Annotated in this window: 20 protein-coding genes; 7 read left to right on the plus strand and 13 right to left on the minus strand. The window is 37.9% G+C overall.

The window, feature by feature from the left end; all coding sequences use genetic code 11:
- Positions 1–118: 118 nt before the first annotated feature.
- Positions 119–997: a bile acid:sodium symporter family protein gene (locus ACYQ0E_RS03590; protein ID WP_460186879.1), complete on the minus strand. Its 879-nt coding sequence runs from the start codon at positions 995–997 to the stop codon at positions 119–121.
- A gap of 202 nt (positions 998–1,199) precedes the next feature.
- Between ACYQ0E_RS03590 and yaaA the strand changes: the two genes are divergently transcribed.
- Together yaaA and ACYQ0E_RS03600 are read left to right on the plus strand one after the other, a co-directional pair.
- Complete coding sequence (gene yaaA, locus ACYQ0E_RS03595) at positions 1,200–1,976, plus strand: peroxide stress protein YaaA (RefSeq protein ID WP_460186880.1); 777 nt, start codon at positions 1,200–1,202, stop codon at positions 1,974–1,976.
- Between the two features lie 26 nt (positions 1,977–2,002).
- Entirely contained in the window at positions 2,003–2,917 is a 915-nt protein-coding gene (locus ACYQ0E_RS03600; protein ID WP_460186881.1) for a Dyp-type peroxidase, read from the plus strand.
- Between the two features lie 205 nt (positions 2,918–3,122).
- Here ACYQ0E_RS03600 and ACYQ0E_RS03605 read toward each other — a convergent pair whose 3' ends face one another.
- The 12 genes from ACYQ0E_RS03605 to ACYQ0E_RS03660 form a co-directional block, all read right to left on the minus strand.
- On the minus strand, positions 3,123–3,860 hold the full coding sequence (locus ACYQ0E_RS03605) for an NHL repeat-containing protein (RefSeq protein ID WP_460186882.1): 738 nt from the start codon (positions 3,858–3,860) through the stop codon (positions 3,123–3,125).
- 102 nt (positions 3,861–3,962) lie between these two features.
- Positions 3,963–4,820 carry an Hsp33 family molecular chaperone HslO gene (gene hslO / locus ACYQ0E_RS03610; RefSeq protein ID WP_460186883.1) on the minus strand — a complete coding sequence of 286 codons (858 nt, stop codon included), beginning with the start codon at positions 4,818–4,820 and terminating at the stop codon, positions 3,963–3,965.
- Positions 4,821–4,866: 46 nt separating this feature from the next.
- Positions 4,867–5,877 carry a lipoyl synthase gene (gene lipA, locus ACYQ0E_RS03615; protein ID WP_460186884.1) on the minus strand — a complete coding sequence of 337 codons (1,011 nt, stop codon included), beginning with the start codon at positions 5,875–5,877 and terminating at the stop codon, positions 4,867–4,869.
- Positions 5,878–5,954: 77 nt separating this feature from the next.
- Positions 5,955–6,581 (minus strand): lipoyl(octanoyl) transferase LipB, encoded by a 627-nt coding sequence (gene lipB / locus ACYQ0E_RS03620; protein ID WP_460186885.1) that lies wholly within the window; start codon positions 6,579–6,581, stop codon positions 5,955–5,957.
- A 21-nt stretch (positions 6,582–6,602) separates the two neighbouring features.
- Positions 6,603–6,887, minus strand: a complete 285-nt coding sequence (locus tag ACYQ0E_RS03625; RefSeq protein WP_460186886.1) for a YbeD family protein — start codon at positions 6,885–6,887, stop codon at positions 6,603–6,605.
- Between the two features lie 106 nt (positions 6,888–6,993).
- Positions 6,994–7,884, minus strand: a complete 891-nt coding sequence (locus tag ACYQ0E_RS03630) for a D-amino acid aminotransferase (RefSeq protein WP_460186887.1) — start codon at positions 7,882–7,884, stop codon at positions 6,994–6,996.
- Between the two features lie 112 nt (positions 7,885–7,996).
- Positions 7,997–9,184 carry a D-alanyl-D-alanine carboxypeptidase family protein gene (locus ACYQ0E_RS03635; RefSeq protein ID WP_460186888.1) on the minus strand — a complete coding sequence of 396 codons (1,188 nt, stop codon included), beginning with the start codon at positions 9,182–9,184 and terminating at the stop codon, positions 7,997–7,999.
- Between the two features lie 348 nt (positions 9,185–9,532).
- Positions 9,533–10,660 carry a rod shape-determining protein RodA gene (gene rodA, locus ACYQ0E_RS03640; protein ID WP_460186889.1) on the minus strand — a complete coding sequence of 376 codons (1,128 nt, stop codon included), beginning with the start codon at positions 10,658–10,660 and terminating at the stop codon, positions 9,533–9,535.
- Positions 10,657–12,516: a penicillin-binding protein 2 gene (gene mrdA, locus ACYQ0E_RS03645; RefSeq protein WP_460186890.1), complete on the minus strand. Its 1,860-nt coding sequence runs from the start codon at positions 12,514–12,516 to the stop codon at positions 10,657–10,659. Before mrdA ends, rodA begins: the two co-directional genes overlap by 4 nt.
- 22 nt (positions 12,517–12,538) lie before the next feature.
- Positions 12,539–13,036 (minus strand): rod shape-determining protein MreD, encoded by a 498-nt coding sequence (gene mreD / locus ACYQ0E_RS03650; RefSeq protein WP_460186891.1) that lies wholly within the window; start codon positions 13,034–13,036, stop codon positions 12,539–12,541.
- Entirely contained in the window at positions 13,033–13,899 is an 867-nt protein-coding gene (gene mreC, locus ACYQ0E_RS03655; protein WP_460186892.1) for a rod shape-determining protein MreC, read from the minus strand. Before mreC ends, mreD begins: the two co-directional genes overlap by 4 nt.
- 78 nt (positions 13,900–13,977) lie before the next feature.
- Positions 13,978–15,024, minus strand: a complete 1,047-nt coding sequence (locus ACYQ0E_RS03660) for a rod shape-determining protein (protein WP_460186893.1) — start codon at positions 15,022–15,024, stop codon at positions 13,978–13,980.
- A 438-nt stretch (positions 15,025–15,462) separates the two neighbouring features.
- On the opposite strand from ACYQ0E_RS03660, the gene gatC reads away from it, so the two are divergent.
- The 5 genes from gatC (at position 15,463) to ACYQ0E_RS03685 (ending at position 20,289) form a co-directional block, all read left to right on the plus strand.
- The gene (gene gatC / locus ACYQ0E_RS03665) at positions 15,463–15,750 is read left to right on the plus strand and encodes an Asp-tRNA(Asn)/Glu-tRNA(Gln) amidotransferase subunit GatC (RefSeq protein WP_460186894.1); all 288 of its coding nucleotides are present in this window, start codon (positions 15,463–15,465) and stop codon (positions 15,748–15,750) included.
- Between the two features lie 13 nt (positions 15,751–15,763).
- Complete coding sequence (gene gatA / locus ACYQ0E_RS03670) at positions 15,764–17,218, plus strand: Asp-tRNA(Asn)/Glu-tRNA(Gln) amidotransferase subunit GatA (protein ID WP_460186895.1); 1,455 nt, start codon at positions 15,764–15,766, stop codon at positions 17,216–17,218.
- Between the two features lie 14 nt (positions 17,219–17,232).
- Positions 17,233–18,663: an Asp-tRNA(Asn)/Glu-tRNA(Gln) amidotransferase subunit GatB gene (gene gatB, locus ACYQ0E_RS03675; RefSeq protein ID WP_460186896.1), complete on the plus strand. Its 1,431-nt coding sequence runs from the start codon at positions 17,233–17,235 to the stop codon at positions 18,661–18,663.
- 283 nt (positions 18,664–18,946) lie between these two features.
- Complete coding sequence (htpX, locus tag ACYQ0E_RS03680) at positions 18,947–19,843, plus strand: protease HtpX (RefSeq protein ID WP_460186897.1); 897 nt, start codon at positions 18,947–18,949, stop codon at positions 19,841–19,843.
- A gap of 152 nt (positions 19,844–19,995) precedes the next feature.
- Positions 19,996–20,289, plus strand: coding sequence for a GIY-YIG nuclease family protein (locus ACYQ0E_RS03685; RefSeq protein ID WP_460186898.1), 294 nt, complete (start codon positions 19,996–19,998; stop codon positions 20,287–20,289).
- The last annotated feature ends 533 nt before the right edge of the window (positions 20,290–20,822 follow it).

Here is a 20,822-nt window from a genome sequence, read left to right on the forward strand (position 1 = left end):
AATCTTACAAAAATCATTATATACAGATTTATAAAGAATTAAAGTGAAATTAAAATGACAATATAAAAATAAAAAAACCAATTCTCAAATTGGCTTTTAAAATTTTAACTGTTTGAATTTAATCACTAATCTTATTGTTAAGATTTTGTTTTTTTACCCACCAGCCAAATGCAGCACCACTTAGAAACATAATTAATGAATAGGTTACAGCTGGAATCATCATAACATCGTTGCCAATCAGTGTACCTGCTACCAATAAAGCCAAAGTTCCATTCTGAATTCCCACTTCAAAGCCAATAGAAACCGCTTGTGGTTGACTGAGGTTAGCCATCTTAGCTAATTGATAACCCATTATGAGAACCAGTGCATTTAACAGTAAAGTCGCAAAGCCTGCTTGAGCAAAAAAGTCTAAAACATTGTCTTTGTTTTTAAGCACAATTAACATAATGATGAGCATTAAAAATAAAATAGAAAACCATTTTAAAAATTTCTCTATTTTAAGTGAAGCATTGGGCCAGCGAGAAAACACAAACATTCCTAAAGCCACTGGAACTAAGGTAATGACTAATAATTGAATAATGGTTTTAATAATAGGCAGACTGAATTCGGCACTACTGCCCATAAAATAACCCATACTTAATGCCGCTATGATAGGTAAGGTAAATGGCGTAATGATACTTACAACCGCTGTTAAGCTAATGGATAAAGAGGTGTCACCTTTTGATAAGTAGGTAAACATATTGGATGTTGCCCCACCTGGGGCTAAGGCAATAATCATTAATCCAACGGCAATTTCTGGAGGTAGTTTTAGAGTAATGGCAATAATAAAGGCAACAATAGGCAGTAATATGATTTGCCCTAATAAGCCAATGGCGACCGCTTTGGGTGATTTAGCAACGTTTTTAAAATCAGCAAGTTTTAAAGATAAGCCCATGCCAAACATAATTAAGAAAAGTGATAATGGCAAAACAACTTTGGTTAATACATCTGGAGACATGTTTTTATCCTATAAATAGAAAAGTAAACTTTAAGTTTATGAATGGTTGCTTGGCATTGTATGGCATTCCAGTAAAAAATCTAACGCATTAGAAAACGCTTAAACGTAAAAAACTATCATCATAATGAATCATTACAAACCAGAGTTGGGTTTGCATCGTTTATAATCAGTTTTATTCGTACAGACACAAAAGGATAGACACATGTTAATGGTTGTATCACCCGCAAAAGCTTTAGATGAAAAGACACCTGTGCAAACTACATTGCATACACAAGGCGCATTGTTAAAACAAGCAGCGGAGTTAATGGATGAGCTAAAAGGTGTTGGCCCAGTTGAAATTGGACAAATGATGCACATTAGTGAAAAACTGTCTGAATTAAATTATGAGCGCTATCAAGAATGGAAGATGCCTTTTCCCGCAGATAAAGCTAAACAAGCGGCGTGGTTATTTAAAGGGGATGTTTACCAAGGCTTAGATGCTTATTCTTTAGATGAAAAAGGCATTGATTACCTTCAAAATCATTTAGCCATTTTATCGGGGCTATACGGTTTATTAAAACCGTGTGATGATATGTTGCCGTACCGTTTAGAGATGGGAACAAAGTTTGCCAATCAAAAAGGTAAAGATTTATACGCATTTTGGGGTAGCCAAATTACCGAACAGTTAAATAAAATTATGGCAGAACAAGGGAGCAAGACCTTGGTGAATTTAGCGTCTAATGAATATTTTAAAGCGGTAAAAAAGAAAGAGCTTAATGGCAGAATTATTACACCGATTTTTAAAGATTGGAAAAACGGTCAATATAAAATTATTAGTTTTTACGCAAAAAAAGCCCGAGGTTTAATGGCGCGTTATGCCGCTGATAACCAAGTTGAAAATGCTGAGGATTTAAAATATTTTGATACAGATGGCTATCAATTTAATGCCGAACTATCCTCTGAAACGGATTGGTTATTTACCCGAAAAATTGAAGATTAATCATGATTAAACTGAGATAAATAAAGATGAGTCATAAAACACCGCAAGCAGGTATTTTTCACGAAACAGAACGTCACATGCACTTTTTAGAATATAACATGGCTACTGACGATATTACATTGCTAAAGCAAGCGATAAAAATGGCAATGAAAGACAATAACCCAGAAGAGGTAGCCCTAGTTGTGAGTTTTGGTAAGCGTGTCTGGCAAATATTACAGCCTAATTGGTCACCCGCTACCTTAGAAGACTTTACAACCATAAATGGCAAGCAAGGCCATGTTGCACCAAGTACACAGGCCGATATTTTCTTTTGGTTACAAGGCCTAAATATGGGTGATGTGTTTGATCAAGCCATGAAAATTCATCATAGTATGAAATCAGTCGCAGATTTAGTTTTAGAACAGCAAGGGTTTGATTATCATCATAAACAAGATTTAATTGGTTTTGAAGACGGTACAGCCAATCCAAAAACCGATGAATTAAAAATTGATGCGGCGGTTATACCTAAAGGTCAACCTGGCGAGGGTGGGAGTTTGGTATTAAGTGAAAAATGGTTGCATGATATGGATAAATGGAACGGCGTTCCTGTACATTGCCAAGAAGCGATTGTGGGTAGAACTAAAATTGAAAACGAGGAGTTAGAAGGTGATGCTATGCCTGCTGATTCACACGTAAGTCGAACCGATTTAAAAGTAGACGGCGTTGCCATGAAAATCTACCGCCGTTCTGCTCCATACGGAACAGTACAAGAAAATGGCTTAATGTTTTTAGCCTTTGCTTGCGAGCTTAAACGTTTTAGCAGTCAATTAGAAAGTATGTACGGTCTAACCGAAGACGGCATGATTGACCAACTGCTTAATTATTCAAAAGCCATAAGCGGTTCATACTTTTTTGCCCCAGCCGTTGAAGATTTACAAGAAGTGTTGAATACAGATTGTTGAGACTTACGCCTTGGTTAAGGCGTAAGTTATTCTAAAGATTATTGCTATTAACCTAGAGTGGCAAAATAACAACTTTATTGGCATTAAAAAGCGGTATTAACAAACGATTACGTTTTGTATCTACATCCATATCTGCTGGTGCATTTAAGTCTTCAGCAATGGTTTCGTACTCACCATCTTTATAGGTTTCAATAGAGTAGCTTTCCTAGCTAGACATAGCGAGACTACCATCTTTTAACTTAACTAGGCCGTCAAGTCTTGCTGAGAAGGGTTTTGGCATTTCAGTGACATGGCCTTTATCATTAATTTTAATCAATTTAGGGACATTAAAGAAAACCACGTAAACATTTCCGTTATCGTAAAGAATGCCATTTGGGCTACCCATTTCTTTAGCTTTTAAAATAGTTTCAATTTTACCATTTGTCCATACTTTAAAAATAGCCTCACTACCTGCAGGTTTAAATCCAGGCTTCATACCCGAATCCGTAACATAGACAAAATCACCATTACCGGCTGTAATGCCATTTAAAAAACTACTGCCCTTTACATCTATAGATGGAAGCTGCTTGCCGCTTGGCAGTTCAAACACTCGTATTTGAGTAATATCGGCAACCAGTAGTTTATTTCCGATAATCGTCATGCCTTTAGGGGCATCTAGGGTGACATTTTTATTTGCACCATCAATCCATTTTAGATCTATGACTTTTCCATCAGGGCTCAGTTTAGAGATAAAACCATTGTCTGCTTTATTGAACGGACTACCATTAATATTGGTGACTAAATAGAGGTCTTTATCCACATAATATTCAACAGATTCTGGTGTCTCAAAACCGACGTCACTGACAATGATTTGTGTTTTATCTTGGTTGGCAAAGACGGTCATTGACCAGAATGTTGTGATTAAAATGAAAAGACTTTTTTTAACGCTTTGTATAGGTTTCATTGAAACTCCTAAAAGTGAATTTTACATGAGTAAATAAAGCGAAATAAATTATGGTTACTTATCTTTAACTGAATATGGCGGTATGCCAATAAAACCCCATTATTATTGTATGGTTTCAGGGTTTTTATTGGCAAACAGTTCGTCAATATCTTCTTTATTAAAACGTAAGTGGTAGTTACACATTTCATTGTGAATAACAATTTCGCCTTGTTCTTTTAGTACTTTACGTACTTCGTCTTCGCCTAAAGAGAGTAGCATATTAGTAACACGTTCTTTGTCTTGCGGGCATTCATATTCAACGTTGTCAGCGTTAAAAAGTTCTATTACCTCTTCATGAAAAAGTCGGTGTAACAATTCTTGAGCGGGTAGCTCAGTTAATTCTTGTTCTTGTACAGTGGTGGCAATGTGCATAATGCGTTCCCAACCATCTTCATCGTGGCCATCGGTCTCGGGCATTTTTTGAATAAGCACCCCACCCAATGCATTTTCATCTGCTGCAAGCCATAATTTTGACGGCAATTGCTCTGATTGACTCAAATAGCTTTCAAACGCTTGAGCAACCGAATCACCTTGACGCTCTACATAGGATTGAAAGTGATGTTCTGTTTGGGTATTTTCTAAGGTCATTAAGATTTGACCATCGCCCAGTAATTCATCAAGAGTGCTTTCGGTAGTAATGTCTTTATTGGTTTTGGCAACACCACGAATTTTAAGATCGTGAGTGACGTCAACCACTAATAAAGTGATAGGCCCTGAACCTTGAATTTGCATGGTAATTCGGCCTTTATGTTTCATACCATTAGCAAGCAAAATAGAAACCGCAGTTAATTCACCTAATAATTTTATAATAGATTGAGGGTAGTGGCGGTCTTTTATCATGGCCTGCCAGCTCTCTTGTAACTGAATATGTTGGCCACGAATGTTTAATTCTTTAAATAAAAAACGTTGTACAGCATTCATCTATTCGTATTCTCTTAATTATTATGTTGATTTGTTTATTTATTGATTAGTGGGCAAGTTCTTTGGCTTGCATATCGGCATGGTAAGACGAGCGAACCATAGGCCCTGATGCCACATTGGTAAAGCCCATCTCATAGCCAGCTATTTCAACTTCTTTAAACTCTTCAGGTGTCCAATATTTTTTTATGGCGATGTGGTATTCACTTGGTTGTAAATATTGGCCCACCGTTAACATTTCAACATTATGCGCTCTTAAATCACGCATAACTTGCAATAGTTCGTCCATCGTTTCACCTAAACCGACCATTAAACCTGATTTAGTGACCACGTTTGGATTCATAGATTTAAAACGTTTTAATAAATCTAAAGAGGCCTGGTAATCAGCTCCTGGACGCGCTTCTTCGTATAAACGAGGTACGGTTTCTAGGTTGTGATTAAGTACATCGGGTGCAGATTCTGACAGGGTTTCTAGAGCAACACTTAAACGCCCTCTAAAATCAGGCACTAAGGTTTCAATACGTAAGCTAGGCAGGCTAGAACGTAATTCAGTCACTACGTTAGTGAAGTGTTGCGCACCACCGTCTCGTAAATCGTCACGATCCACTGAAGTAATGACCACATATTTTAAATTCATAGCTTTAACGGTTTCGGCTAGGTGTTTAGGTTCATTGGTGTCTAGTGCTTTTGGACGGCCGTGAGTGACATCACAAAATGGGCATTTACGGGTACAAATATCGCCCATAATCATAAAGGTAGCGGTACCGTGACCAAAGCATTCACCAAGGTTTGGGCAAGAGGCTTCTTCGCAAACTGAGTGTAGGCCCTTTTCCCGCATAATATTTTTAAGCTCTTTTACACGGTGCATGTCTTTGGCTTTAGGTAACTGCGCTTTGATCCAACGTGGTTTCTTTAATCGTTCAGCCGTTGGGTCAGGGCGGTGCTTTAAAGATTTTGTTTTGTATTGCCCTTTAGGCATGGCATCATTTTTGGCTTTTAAGCTCGAAAGATTACCAATATCATTTAGGCCAATTTCTTGAATTTGTGGAGGGTTAGACATACTGTTTGCTCGCGCGCTTAAATTTGAGTAAGACGTATTATAAAGGATTATGCAATCTGACGTTTTAGCAATCGAATCTAGTCGATTGGGGTTTGAATATGTGTGCTTAAAATATCACACAATTGCAATCCGGCTTCTTGAATGTTTGGGGTGTCTTTAAGTGGTAATAAATGGGCAAGTTGAGTCATTTTCATACCTTGAAGACCACATGGATTTACTTGTTGAAAGGGGCTTAAGTCCATATTTACATTGAGAGCTAAACCGTGATAACTTTTTTGTTTACGAATTTTAAGGCCTAGAGAGGCAATTTTTTGACCGTTAACATACACACCTGGTGCATCGGCTCTTGCTTGAGATTGAATATCAAAAGAGGCAAGGTATTCAATAATGCTGTTTTCAATTTTACTGACTAAAGCTCTAACACCTAGTTTGGCACGTTTTAGATCAATTAAAACATAAACAATAAGTTGCCCTGGTGCATGATAAGTAATTTGCCCACCGCGATCTGTTTGCACAATAGGTATATCTGAACTTTGTAAGATATGTTCAGCCTTTCCGTTTAGCCCTTGAGTAAAAACAGCTGGATGTTCTACTATCCATAGTTCATCGGCAGAGGTTTCATTACGGGCATCAGTAAATGCTTGCATCGCTTGCCAAGTTTGCTCGTATGGTTGTATACCCAGTTGCTTAATAAGTATTGTCATGTAAATGAATTAAACGTCTTTTTAAAGCGACATCAATACTTCAGGATGTTTTTTTAAATCGCCATAAATACCATGAATTTGCTCTAAACAAGTCGCATAAATGGTGACATTGACAGAAACAAATTTATCTCCTTTTGAGGGGGTGATTTTTATATTATCGCGTGGTGTATTTGGTGCATATTTACAGGCAATCTCAAATACCACATCCACAAATGTATCTGTGTTTTTACCCATGGCTTTAAGTTTAAAATCGCACGGAAATTCAATGAGCGATTCATTATCGGGGGTGTGTAAATCTTTTGTCATGTATTAACCTTGATGTATCGGTCTTGTAAGGGACGAGTCCATTATTTGCTCATGCTTTTTTAACCACTTGTGTTTCCGCAGTGGTTAATTGAATGTTACATGAAGTTTAATCAGTTAACTGTTGTGATTGTAAAAATTGTTGTTTATGTTCTTGATAGTGCTCACGCATTTTTAACCATACAGGTCCTGGCTTTCCGTTACCTATAAGCTGATTATTCATTTGGGTAACAGGTAAAGCTTCTTTGGTAGAACTGGATAACCAAATTTCATCAGCATTATTTAACTCTTCTTCGGTGATATCTCGTTCAATGAGTGGCATATTGTGTTCAGAAGCGATGGATTCAATGACCATGCGTGTAATGCCAGGTAATATTTTATTGCTGTTTGGTGGGGTAATGAGTATACCGTCTTTAACAATAAAAGCATTACTCGCAGTACCTTCTGAAACTAATCCTTTTTTAGTGATTAAAATAGCGTCATCAACACCTTGTGCTTTTACGGCCATTTTCATCATAACGTTGGGTAAAAGTGTAATGGCTTTTATATCACAACGTAACCATCTAATATCTTCTAATGTAATAATTTTAATACCATTTTCAAGTGTGGTTGCTGGCACAGGTTTAAGAGGATTGGTGTAAGCATACACGGTAGGCGTTAAATTCGCAGCAGGGGTGTGGTCACGCTGCATTTGTACACCACGGGTTACCTGAATATAAACAAACTGATCTTTCCAGTTGTGTTTTGAAATTAAGGTATTTAGCATTTGTAGCCATTCATCATCTGTTAATGGATTAACAATATTGATGGATTGCAAGCTGTTTTTAAAACGTTGTAGATGTTCTTTAAAACGAAATAGTTTTTGATTGTAAACGGGGATCACTTCATACACGCCGTCACCAAATAAAAAACCACGATCTTGGGTAGAAACTTGTGATTCTGTAATGGGAAGAAATTGGCCGTTTAAGTAGGCGATTTGTTGATTTAGAATGTCGGTCATTTTTGATTCCTGCAATGACAAAGCCATGCCCAATAATATGGACATGGCTTAAACAGTTTAAACGAATTAAAACGTAATTGGATAATTCGGCCTGGTTGTAAATTAGGGAGTATTAGCTAATTAGAGAGTTAAAGAATAGTTTACCTTGGTCTAATAATTTTTTAAAGAAAGAACCTTCCTCAACGTCATCTAAAGCTAATAAAGGTTCATCTGCAATCGTTTCATCGCCTAAGGTAATATGCAAAGTGCCTAAAGGAGCTCCTGCTTTAATTGGGGCTTTGATTTCAGGGTTAACCGTACTTTGAATTTTAATGTTTTTATATTGACCACGTGGGATAGTGATATATAAATCTTTGGCTAGTCCTACACCAATTAAATCACGATTTCCTTCCCAAACTTTAACATCGTTTAAACGTTGGTTTGCAGAGTAAAGTTTGTGTGTTTCAAAGAAACGGAAACCATAATTAAGTAATTTTTGACTTTCTTGAACACGCATTTTAGAGCTAGTTGTGCCTAAAACGACTGTAATTAAGCGATCTGCTTCGCGCTTGGCTGAAGAAACTAAGCAGTAGCCTGCGCTTTCAGTATGACCTGTTTTTAAACCATCAACCGTTTGGTCTTGCCAAAGTAGTTTATTGCGGTTGTATTGGGTAATACCATTAAAAGTAAATTTCTTTTGTGAGTACCACTTGTACTCTTCTGGGAATTTTGAAATTAATGCCTTTGTTAGTAAAGCTAAATCATAAGCCGTACTGTAATGATCAGGGTTAGGAAGACCAGTAGCGTTTACAAAATGAGTATGCACCATACCTAAGCTTTTGGCGTATTTATTCATAAGTTCAGCAAAAACCTCTTCACTTCCAGCAATATGTTCTGCTAGTGCAACACTGGCATCATTACCTGATTGAATAACCATGCCTTTAATTAAGTCTTTTACAGAAACTTTTTTACCCACTTCGATAAACATTTTAGAACCCGGCATTTGCCAGGCTTTTTTGCTTATGGTTACCATGTCATCAAGGTGAATATTGCCATTAGCAAGTTCATTGATTACAACAAACCCTGTCATAATCTTAGTTAAGCTTGCAGGCTCAATTCGACCATGAGAATCTTTTTCGGCTAAAGTGGCTCCACTGTTGAAATCAAGAACAAGATACGCTTTAGCAGCGATATTAGGCGCAGACGGAATAACGTGTGGTGTAGGGGCTGTTGGTGTAGGCAGATTGTCTGCATAAGCAACGTTGAATAGGCTAAAAAAGCTTAATATTAAAAGCGTTAATGTCTGTTTTAGAGTAAGCATGGCTGAGTCTAGATTCCCTGGTGGTTGGTATGATGTACAAGAATATGTAAATTATTTTCAAGACGCCTAATCTAACATATTTTATGTAAAATCTAAATGGCAAAAAGGCTTAAAATCCATTATGAACTAGGGAGAAAGCATGACTGTGTCATATATGAGTAAAAGCAGAATCAAACTAAGATAAAAGTCTTATGCTTATAATTTACGTCTCTGGCGATTTCTATTTAAAAGATTTTTATTGAGAAGAATGGTTTACCAACGCATTTATAGGTTTACTCTGCGCGCGCACTGCAGAAAAGGCCAAAGGGTATACCAGGCCTGGTAAATCTATAAATGAGATAGAGGTCTTTAGTCGATTAGTAAACGTTTATGGGTGTGAATTGACATTAATATGCCAAAACTAATCATTAGAGTCACTAAAGAACTGCCTCCATAACTGACTAATGGCAGTGGTAAACCCACAACGGGTAACAGTCCGCTTACCATTCCGATATTTACAAAAATATACACAAATAATGTCATGGTTAAGCTGGCCGCCATTAAACGGGTAAAGTTGTCTTGTGCTTGCGATGCTATGTATAAACCACGTGCAATAACAAAAGCATATAAAGAAAGTAGTGCAATGACACCAATTAAACCAAATTCTTCTGAGAGTACAGAGAAAATAAAGTCGGTGGTACTTTCGGGTAAAAAGTCTAAGTGAGCCTGGGTACTTCCTAAAAAACCTTTACCATGAATACCGCCAGAACCAATAGCAATTTTAGATTGAATAATATGGTAACCACTTCCCAAAGGATCTGATTCAGGGTTTAAAAAAGTTAAAACACGTTGTTTTTGATAAGTGTGCATAAAATGCCACGCAACAGGGGCACTAGCAACGACAGCGGTAATGGCAGCAAGAATTATTTTCCAAGGTAGGCCGGCAAAAAATAAAACAAATAATCCGCTCATAGCAATTAACAAAGAGGTTCCAAGATCAGGCTGTACCACAATCAAACTAGCCGTAAAACCTATGGTTATAATGCCGAGTAATAAGCGTTTATAGCTTGGTGGAAATTGACTGTGTGCAAATAACCAAGCAACGGTAATCGGCAGAACCAGTTTCATAAGTTCAGAGGGTTGAAATTTAGCAACTCCTAAGTCTAACCAACGTTGTGCACCTTTTCCGATATCACCAACAAGAATAACCGCTATTAACATGAGTATGCCCAATAAAAATAGCCAAGGCGTGAATATATAAATAACATTGGGGGGGATTTGGGCAAAAATAACCATTAAGCCCAAGGCAAATCCAATGCGTATAATGTGACGTATTATTACATCTTCATTTCCGCCAGAAGCGCTGTAAACCACGGCAATACTTGCAGATAATAGAAGTAAAATCCCCAGCAGTAACCAGCCATCAATGTGCAGTGCTTCTAATAGCCCTTTATTACGACGATAAACTTGTTGTGGTTGCGTATTTTCTAATTTCATTTTGAAGCGGACTTATTTTTATTATCGGAATCATCGTCTTCTTTTGGAAGCTTATCTTTTAGGTATCTTTTAATAAGGTCTACGGCTAATGGTGCTGCACCACTTCCTCCATTTTCAACAATAATAGCCACGGCAATTTGTGGCTTATCTACCGGAGCAAAACCAATAAATAATGAATGGTCATGTAATCGTTTGGCTAATTCAGATGCATTGTATTTACCTTGGTTTAAGCTAAATACTTGGGCGGTACCGGTTTTACCCGCCATTTTAAATGGCAAGCCTTTACCTTCTTTACGTGCTGTCCCTCTTGCTCCATGCATAACGTCTTTCATTCCCTGGATTACGGCTTCCCAGTTTGAGATTTTATTAATTTGAATTTGTTCCGAAGATGAATCTTTCAAGTCATTTCTAAGCAAATGCGGTTGAATGATTTTTCCACGGTTTGCCAGTATTGCAGTGGCTTTTGCTAATTGCAGTGGCGTTGCCAGGTTATAACCTTGCCCAATAGCAGAAATAATGGTTTCTCCACGGTACCAAGGCTTACCTTTGGTTTTTTGCTTCCAGGCTTGTGAAGGTAAAATACCCGTAGATTCTCCATTAATATCTATATTGGTTTTAGAACCAAAACCAAATGGTGCTAAGGCATCATGAATATTGTCTACACCCATTTTTAAACTAAGTTCATAAAAATAAGTATCGCACGATTGTGCAATGGCGGCGTTCATATCAACTAATCCATGACCCCAACGTTTCCAGTCACGGTAGCGGTGTCCGGCAAACTCAAAATAACCCGGATCAAAAATCTTTTTGGTTGGCGATATATAGTTATTCTCTATTGCACCTAATGCAACAAAAGGTTTAATGGTTGAGCCAGGAGGGTATTGTCCATTAATCGCTCGGTTAATAAAAGGGCGATCAGGGTCATTGAGTAAACGGCTATAATTTTTTTGATCTATACCGTCAACAAACAAGTTAGGGTCAAAGGTTGGCATGCTGGCAAACGCTAAAACTTCACCATTTTGTGGGTCAAGCGCAATCATAGCCCCACGTTTACCTTTTAATAAAGATTCGGCATATTGTTGCAGTTTAATATCTAAAGTAAGGTGTAGATCTTTACCCGGTATAGCAGGGATTGTTTCTAATTTACGTAAAATTCGACCACGCGCATTGGTTTCTATTTGTTGAATACCTGGCGAACCATGCAAATCACTTTCATAGTATTTTTCTATGCCAGATTTACCAATGATATTTGTACCTAAGTACTCTTTTTCGTTAAGACCTTTTAATTCTTTGATATTGATTCGGCCTACATATCCTATGGCATGTACTCCCGTACTTTTAAACGGATAAACGCGTTTTAAACGGGCTGTTAAAGTGACTCCTGGATATTTGTAGCTAATAACAGAAAAGCGAGCGGCTTGTTCTTCGCTAACAGTAAATGGCAAGGTATAAGACTTAGAGCGGTTTCTTTTTACAAATTTTTTGAAATAGGCCTCAATTTTTTCGGGTTTAACGTTGTCGAGTAGTTTCATTAATGCCAATTCAAAAGCATGAACGTCATCCATGTTTTCACGAATCATTGTTAAAGCATAAACTGGCTGGTTATCGGCTAATAAAATATGGTTACGGTCGTAAATTTTGCCACGTGTAGGAGGTAATGTTTCAACAGAAATTCGATTACCTTCGGCTAGTCCGTGATAACGGTCGTAATCAAACCATTGTAATTGCGCCATTCGGGCAATTAAAAAAGCAAATAATAACAGTACAAAACCATAGGCAAAGTACAGTCTAAAACGGTATAAACGTTTCTTCTGGTGGGTCTCAGCGTCACTGTTAAAGTTTAGAGTTTCTTTCATCGCTTTTACCAGGCCTGCATCTTTAGCTAATGCTTTGTGTAATTTTATTCAGGGTAATTGACGCAAAAGGCCAAATAAGAATAGCAGCGGCCGGCATGCTCCAATAAGGAACAAATACGCCATCTGTTAAAACAGGATGAAAGAAAATATAGCTTAAAACTTGGTAAATCATAAGATAAATACCAATAATAAAAGCTTGTTGCCAAATAGGATAACTTCTAAATTTTAAGCGATTACGAATCATCATAAACAGAATAAAACAGAATAAAAGAGCGTGAGCACCTAAGGTAGTTTGGTATAAAGCATCTGCCAAAATACCCAAAATAAAAGCAGATACAAAATACGTTTTATCTAAGTAATGGCTGCTCCAATACAGAATGGCAATTAGACTGATTGGCGGAATAAATTGTAAGGTGCTATTAAGCAGAGTCATGCTGTCAATAATAAGAGCAAAAACGAAAGAAAACAGAATTAACCAGCGTGCTTGTTTAGAGCGAACATTGACAAATTTATCCGTCATGGGGTAGCTCCTGGTTTGATTGATTGGTCTTTCGTTTTTAAGTTGAAATCCAAGTCAAAATTATTGGTCCAATCTTCATCTTCTTGTTGCGAGATGATGAGTACTTTGTGAGACTGATTCAATCTAGCAATGGGAGTAGCGCTAATATTTAGATAAGGTTTATCACCTTGCATAGCTATTTGGGTTACCTTTGCAACAGGGTATCCAGAAGGAAAAACGCCACCCAACCCAGAACTTTCAATAATATCACCCGATCTAACCTCGCTATTTACGGGAATAAAACTGAGTTGAACATTATCATGACCAGTTCCATTTAAGATTCCACGCTGTCCTGTTCGTTGTATTCTTACTGGGATTTGGTGGTCAGGATCAGTAATTAATAATACGCGCGAAGTATTTGGTGTGGTTTGAATAATTTGCCCCACAATACCTTGAGAATCAATAACGGTTTGATGTTTTTTTACGTTATCTAAACTGCCTTTATTTAGCGTAAGAAATTGGGATAGAGGGTTGCTACTGTAAAATGTTACGGTAGCAATTTGTACTGTTTGATTGGTGATTTTACCCGTTGTACCTAAAAGAGATTCTAAACGTTCAACTTGTAGCTGTAAGTTTGTGAGTTGCTGTTGCTTAGCCTTTAGCAAAAGCACTTCAGTTTTAAGTTGTTGGTTTTCTATTTCAAGTGAATTAATCGAGCTGAAATCGGTGGTAACCAATTTATAAACATGTTTAGGAAAAGTGGCAACACTTTCAACGGGACTTAAGGTTGTTAGAAGAACATTACGCACATTGTCTAAAATTTGACCATAGTGATCGGCGGCCATCAGCCCAATGGCAAGAATGAATGCAATAATAAATTGCATTCCTTCTTGTTGTGAGGATGAGCTGTTTAGATTGATTGTTGTTCTCCTAAGCGAATAAAGGTTAAATTAAAGTATCTTTTACTCAAAAGAGAAAAGATCAATTCCTTTTTCATCCATAAGCTCTAAAGCTCGGCCACCACCACGTGCTACACAAGTTAAAGGGTCATCAGCAATAATAACAGGGATTCCAGTCTCTTCAGAAAGAAGCGTACTTAGGTTGCGAAGAAGAGCACCACCACCCGTTAATACAATGCCATGTTCAGCTATATCCGCCCCAAGTTCAGGTGGCGTATTTTCTAAAGCCGTTCTTACCGCACTCACAATCGCTGAAAGAGGTTCTTGTAAAGCTTCTAATACTTCATTGCTGTTTAATGTAAAACGGCGAGGAACCGCTTCTGCAATATTAGAACCATGCACTTCCATTGTGTCAGGATTTACATCGTGGTAAGCCGTACCAATGGTTTTTTTAATTTTTTCAGCGGTAGTTTCGCCAATAATCATGCCGTAGTTACGACGAACATATTTAATAATGGCATCATCAAAACGGTCACCACCCACTTTAACTGAATCAGACCACACAATACCGTTTAACGAAAGTGTAGCAACTTCCGTTGTACCACCACCAATATCAACAACCATAGAACCGGTTGGTTCAGAAACCGGCATGCCAGCACCAATAGCGGCTGCCATTGGTTCTTCAATTAAGTAGACTTCACGGGCACCTGCACCTGCGGCAGATTCACGAATGGCACGTCGTTCAACTTGAGTAGAGCCGCATGGTACGCAAACTAAAACACGAGGGCTAGGTTGAAAAAACTTAGCTTCATGTACTTTTTTAATGAAAGTTTGTAGCATTTTTTCAGTGACTTCAAAATCGGCAATTACGCCATCTTTCATTGGACGAACCGTTTGAATATCTTGGTTTTCTTTACCTAACATTAATTTAGCGCTCTCACCAACCGCTACAATTGATCGGCTGTTGCTTCCACGTTTATTTGTGCGAATTGAAACCACGGATGGCTCGTTAAGTACCATGCCTTTACCACGTACATAGATCAGCGTATTTGCTGTACCTAAATCAATAGAGAGGTCGTTTGAGAATAGTCCCATGAATTTGCGAAACATTGAGTGCGGTCCTTAAAATTAGACTTAAAAATAATCCTGGCATTTTAACTTATTCTAAGGGCGCTTAGAAGACTAATTTTCTTTTAATTATCAACTCAGATAAGACAAAGGGGTAATCCATTCTTTCTCAATGTTTAAGATAAAATGTTCTCAATGGTTTTCGCGTGAATGTTTAGTGATTTTTTGGTGTTTAAAACAACAAATACACACTAAAAAATGTAAATAGTCTTTAGAAAAACCCGTAAATATGGTATTTTATACGGTCAAAATTTTTCTACTGGTTTGGGTTCCGTTATAGACCTTTTATGCCGATCAATGGAGAGCTTTTTTGCTTTTGTAGTAAAAAAAGATCTCAATTACAAAACATCGGTACAAAACGTTATCAAAACAACCAAAACGGGTAGCCAACCGTATCCCGCATCCGATTAGGAGTAAAGTGTGTCTTTAGGAAAAACTGAAGTCGAATACATTTCTCGTTTAGCCGCTATTGAAGTCAAAGAAAATGAAGTTGATGATGTTGCCGCTAAATTATCTAATATTTTAGATTTATTCTCACAAATGCAAGCCGCTAATACTGATGATGTATTGCCAATGGCGCATCCCTTAGATCAGGTTCAGCGTTTACGCCCTGATGTAGTGACTGAAAAAAATCAGCGTGAAAAACTACAATCGGTTGCACCAGCAACTGAAAATGGTTTGTATCTAGTGCCACAAGTGATTGAGTGAGAAGAACACAAAAATGCATAAATTAACAATTAAACAGATGAGCGAGAAATTACACGCCGGTGAAATTACCAGTGTGCAGTTAACTCAACACTACTTAGACCGCATTGCTAAATACGATGCGGATATTAATGCCTTTGTTACGGTAACCCCAGAACTTGCGATTGCAATGGCTGAAGAGGCCGATAAAAAACTGACTGCAGGTGAGGGTGACTTTCTTACGGGAATTCCGATTGCCCACAAAGACATTTTTTGTACTGACGGTATTAAAACCTCTTGTAGTTCTAAAATGTTAGACAACTTTATTGCCCCTTACGATGCGCATGTTGTGAGTCAGCTAAAAAAAGTAGGTATGCCTATTTTAGGTAAAACCAATATGGACGAATTTGCCATGGGGTCTACTTCAGAGAGCAGTTACTACGGCCCAACTAAAAACCCTTGGGATTTAAACGCAGTACCTGGTGGTTCATCAGGTGGTGCGGCTGCGGTCATTGCTGCGGGTTTAGCGCCATTAGCAACGGGTACTGATACTGGTGGTTCAATTCGTCAGCCAGCCTCTTTTTGCGGTATTACCGGTATTAAACCAACTTACGGTGCCGTATCACGTTTTGGTATTGTGGCTTATGCTTCAAGTTTTGACCAAGCAGGGCCAATGACTCGTTCGGCAGAAGATGCCGCGTGGATGCTAAACGCCATGGCAGGGTTTGATGAGCGTGATTCAACTAGCTTAGAACGTGAAACACCAGATTACGCCGCAGAGTTAGGTCAGTCTTTAAAAGGCTTAAAAATAGGTGTACCAGCCGAATACTTTGAAGAAGGTTTAGATCCGGACGTAGAAATTATTATTCTTAACGCCATTGCCGAAATTGAAAAGATGGGCGCTGAAATTGTAGAAGTGCATTTACCAAATAAAGATTTGGCCGTGCCTTCTTATTATGTACTAGCACCAGCAGAAGCCTCTTCTAACTTATCTCGTTTTGATGGTGTGCGTTTTGGTCACCGTTGCGAAAACCCTAAAGATTTAGAAGACCTATACAAACGTTCACGTTATGAAGGTTTTGGCGCAGAGGTTAAGCGCCGTATTATGGTAGGCGCTTATGCTTTATCAGCCGGTTTTTACGATGCTTATTACTTAAAAGCACAAAAATTACGCCGTATGGTGCGTGATGACTTTACCAAAGCGTTTGAGTCATGTGATGTCATTATGGGGCCAGTCGCACCCAGTGCTGCCTTTAATATTGGCGAAAAATCAGATGACCCAGTAAGTATGTATCTTTCTGATTTATATACTATTCCTGTTAATTTAGCTGGTTTACCAGGCCTGTCAGTTCCTGCAGGTTTTGTAAATAATCGCCCAGTTGGATTGCACATTGTTGGGCCATATTTTAGCGAAGCAAAATTGCTAAATATCGGTCACCAATATCAGCAAGCAACGGCTTGGCATAAACAAATGCCAGAACAGTATCAATAATAGGAGTTAACAAAATGAGTTGGGAAGTTGTAATTGGTTTAGAGATACACACTCAGTTAACCACAGAATCAAAGATATTTTCGGGATCATCAATCGCTTATGGTGCCGAACCAAATACCCAGGCCTGTAATATTGATTTAGGTATGCCAGGTATGTTGCCAGTATTAAACGCAGGGGTGATTAATAAATCCATTAGCCTTGGTTTAGCGTTAAATGCTGAAATTGGTTTAAAGTCTGTTTTTGACCGTAAAAACTATATGTACCCAGATTTACCAAAAGGTTATCAAACCACACAATTAGAGTTTCCAATTGTGGGTCAAGGTTCATTAGAAATTGAAGTTGATGGTGTTAAAAAAGTCATTGGTGTTACCCGTGCTCACCTTGAAGAAGATGCTGGTAAATCCAATCACGGTATTGTGCCAGGCATGAGTGGAATTGATTTAAACCGCGCAGGTACACCATTATTAGAAATCGTTTCAGATCCAGATATGTCATCGGCTAAAGAAGCAGTGGCCTACGCCAAAAAAATGCACGAACTGGTTCAGTACTTAGGTATTTGTGACGGTAACATGCAAGAAGGTTCTTTCCGTGTTGACTCTAACGTATCGGTTCGTAAACCAGGTGAACCACTTGGTACACGTACTGAATTAAAAAATATCAACTCATTCCGCTTTATTGAAAAAGCGATAGAGTTTGAAATTGAACGTCAAATTGAGCTGATTGAGAACGGTGGGCAAGTCGTTCAAGAAACGCGTCTTTACGATTCAGAAAACGATACTACTCGTTCTATGCGTTCAAAAGAAGAAGCTAATGACTACCGTTATTTTCCATGTCCTGACTTACTGCCTGTTATTATCACGCAAGAGGATATTGACGCAGTTAAAGCCACCATGCCAGAACTGCCAGATGTTAAACGTGCACGTTTTGTAGCCGACTTTGGCTTAAGTGATTACGATGCTGAAGTACTTACCAGTTCGCGTGAAATGGCCGAATTCTTTGAGCAATTAGTCATTGAAACCCAAGGTAAAGATGCCAAACTTTGTGCCAACTGGATGACATCTGGTTTTGCCGCAGCGCTAAACAAAGATAACCTAACGGTTAAACAGTCTCCTGTTTCAGCACAAATGTTAGCAGGTATGATTAACCGATTAATGGATGACACCATCTCAGGTAAAATTGCTAAACAAGTCTTTGAAGCTATGTGGAACGGTGAAGGTACCGCTGATGAAATTATTGAAGCCAAAGGTCTAAAACAAATTACCGATACTGGCGCAATTGAAGCTTTAGTGGATGAAGTCTTGGCTAATAACCCATCACAAGTCGAAGCTTATAAAGCAGGACAAGAGAAAATGATGGGGTACTTTGTGGGTCAAATCATGAAAGCATCAGGCGGCCAAGCCAATCCTGGTCAAGTAAATAAAATGCTAAAAGACAAGCTGAGTTAAATTAAATAAAACGCATTTAAAAAGAAATAAAGTGGCTTTCTAATAAGTTCAGTTAATAATGAAACGATTTAAAGAAGCTTTTGAACCGCTTAAATTATGGCTTAATTTATGCGGTTTTTTTTGGATTTCCATACCTATTAAAAGGTTATAGGAGCTGGTAATTCAAACACAAAATATTTTTTTATACAAAAAACAATAATAAAGCTTGAAAGGTTATAAAAAATCCTTATATTGATAGCTAAGAAAATGATAAATACCACACAACACTTCTAAGGAGAAAATAATGAAGCGTATTGGTTTATTTTTACTAACAAACATTGCGGTTATAGCTGTTGCTATGCTAGTAATGAACATCTTGGGTGTAGGCAACTATATGCAAGGTACCAGCCTAGATTTAGGCAACTTGTTTATGTTTGCCTTAATTTTTGGTTTTGCAGGTTCTTTTGTCTCTTTGGCAATGTCTAAGTTTTTAGCAAAAATGTCAACAGGTGCAAAAGTCATTACAGAACCACGTAATGCAGATGAAAAATGGTTGCTAGACATCGTTGCAAAGCAAGCTGCGAAAGCGGGAGTTAAAACACCGGAAGTCGCAATTTATGATTCACCTGAGCCAAATGCGTTTGCAACAGGGATGACTAAAAACAGCTCAATGGTTGCTGTTTCAACAGGTCTGTTACGTAGCATGCGTCAAAATGAAGTAGAGGCCGTTTTAGGTCACGAAATGGCTCACGTTGCAAACGGAGACATGGTAACTATGGCTCTTTTACAGGGTGTTTTAAATACATTTATTATCTTCTTCGCTAAAATCGTAGCCTATATTGTTGACCGTGTCGTTCTTAAAAACGAATCAGAAGGTCACAGTATTGCATTTATCGTTGTAGATATTGTTGCGCAAATCTTATTTGGTATTTTGGCCAGTATGATTGCCATGGCGTTCTCTCGTTACCGTGAGTACCATGCCGATAATGGTGGGGCATATTTAGCGGGTAAAGAGAATATGATTGCGGCCTTACGTCGTTTACAAACCATGCAGCCTGGTGAATTACCAGAGCAGTTAGCAGCATTTGGTATCTCGGCTAAAAAATCATCTTTCGGCGATCTATTTAAGTCTCACCCAGACTTGTCAGACCGTATCGCACGTTTAGAAGCCACTTCACAAGAGCAGTTAAAAGTCGCTTAATTTAGCCGCTTTATAAAGCTAAATCAAAGCCCCGCATAGGATTTCCTAGCGGGGCTTTTTTATTGTGTGGAACAATTGGCTCGTTTAAACTTATAGTAAGTCTTAACTAGGTAATAATATCTTTTGAGAAAAGTTACAAGTAGGATGGATAAATGAATGCAAACAGTAAAATAATCTATAAAATTACGTATCCGAATGGAAAAATATATATAGGTAAAGATCTGACCAATAGTATTAATTATTGGGGTAGTGCAAAAAGCGAACTAATAGAAAATGATTTCTCTCCTGAAGATAGAATGGATACGACGATACGTCGAGAAATATTGTTAATTTCTGACAGTATTGAAGAAATAAATAAAAAAGAAGCTGAAATAATAAAGGGGTATAAATCAAACGACCCTGAGATTGGTTATAATCGATGGCCAAAATTTAAAAGTAATGAGTAAATCTTAAAAATAGAAAATCGGTGTTAAGGTAAAAATTCAAACGACAATGATTGAGAAGCCTTTTTAATATTTATAGGTCTTTAATTTCAAAGCTCTGGCTTCCCGTCACTTTTTGCTGTTCGGCAAAAAGTAACCAAAAAACGAACCCCGCTGACGTAATCGATTTTACTAAGCTTGTCTGCTCAGATTCCCATAACTCGCTACGCAGGCTTCGCTCAAACAATGGGAATCTTTAACCGCATCCTACGCTAAGTAAAAGAGCGATTTTTTACAGAGGGGAGGCTTTTTCTACGTTATCTCAGTATTTCATTTTAGTTATTTTGAGCTGTGAATTTCCAGTTTTGCCAGGCCTGGTAATTTGTGTTTTTAATAGTTGAAGCTAACCACAAACGCCAAGATTCCCCTTGGAATAAATTGTGCAATGTTCTTAACATAGTGAACGGTTAAGAATCCCAACTGTTTGAGCGAAGCGAGTTTTGGGATTTGAGTGAACAAGTTTAGAACTTGCCAATTTATGGAGTGGGGTGCCTTTT

The organism is Thiomicrorhabdus hydrogeniphila (assembly GCF_054656895.1).

Coding starts and splice junctions, on each gene's coding strand:
- ACYQ0E_RS03660 (WP_460186893.1), bottom strand. CDS start 15,024: ATGTTTCGCAAATTCATGGGACTATTCTCAAACGACCTCTCTATTGAT.
- ACYQ0E_RS03590 (WP_460186879.1), bottom strand. CDS start 997: ATGTCTCCAGATGTATTAACCAAAGTTGTTTTGCCATTATCACTTTTC.
- yaaA (WP_460186880.1), top strand. CDS start 1,200: ATGTTAATGGTTGTATCACCCGCAAAAGCTTTAGATGAAAAGACACCT.
- ACYQ0E_RS03625 (WP_460186886.1), bottom strand. CDS start 6,887: ATGACAAAAGATTTACACACCCCCGATAATGAATCGCTCATTGAATTT.
- htpX (WP_460186897.1), top strand. CDS start 18,947: ATGAAGCGTATTGGTTTATTTTTACTAACAAACATTGCGGTTATAGCT.
- ACYQ0E_RS03630 (WP_460186887.1), bottom strand. CDS start 7,884: ATGACCGACATTCTAAATCAACAAATCGCCTACTTAAACGGCCAATTT.
- lipB (WP_460186885.1), bottom strand. CDS start 6,581: ATGACAATACTTATTAAGCAACTGGGTATACAACCATACGAGCAAACT.
- gatA (WP_460186895.1), top strand. CDS start 15,764: ATGCATAAATTAACAATTAAACAGATGAGCGAGAAATTACACGCCGGT.
- rodA (WP_460186889.1), bottom strand. CDS start 10,660: ATGAAATTAGAAAATACGCAACCACAACAAGTTTATCGTCGTAATAAA.
- mrdA (WP_460186890.1), bottom strand. CDS start 12,516: ATGAAAGAAACTCTAAACTTTAACAGTGACGCTGAGACCCACCAGAAG.
- ACYQ0E_RS03635 (WP_460186888.1), bottom strand. CDS start 9,184: ATGCTTACTCTAAAACAGACATTAACGCTTTTAATATTAAGCTTTTTT.
- lipA (WP_460186884.1), bottom strand. CDS start 5,877: ATGTCTAACCCTCCACAAATTCAAGAAATTGGCCTAAATGATATTGGT.
- mreC (WP_460186892.1), bottom strand. CDS start 13,899: ATGCAATTTATTATTGCATTCATTCTTGCCATTGGGCTGATGGCCGCC.
- ACYQ0E_RS03600 (WP_460186881.1), top strand. CDS start 2,003: ATGAGTCATAAAACACCGCAAGCAGGTATTTTTCACGAAACAGAACGT.
- ACYQ0E_RS03685 (WP_460186898.1), top strand. CDS start 19,996: ATGAATGCAAACAGTAAAATAATCTATAAAATTACGTATCCGAATGGA.
- ACYQ0E_RS03605 (WP_460186882.1), bottom strand. CDS start 3,860: ATGAAACCTATACAAAGCGTTAAAAAAAGTCTTTTCATTTTAATCACA.
- gatB (WP_460186896.1), top strand. CDS start 17,233: ATGAGTTGGGAAGTTGTAATTGGTTTAGAGATACACACTCAGTTAACC.
- mreD (WP_460186891.1), bottom strand. CDS start 13,036: ATGACGGATAAATTTGTCAATGTTCGCTCTAAACAAGCACGCTGGTTA.
- hslO (WP_460186883.1), bottom strand. CDS start 4,820: ATGAATGCTGTACAACGTTTTTTATTTAAAGAATTAAACATTCGTGGC.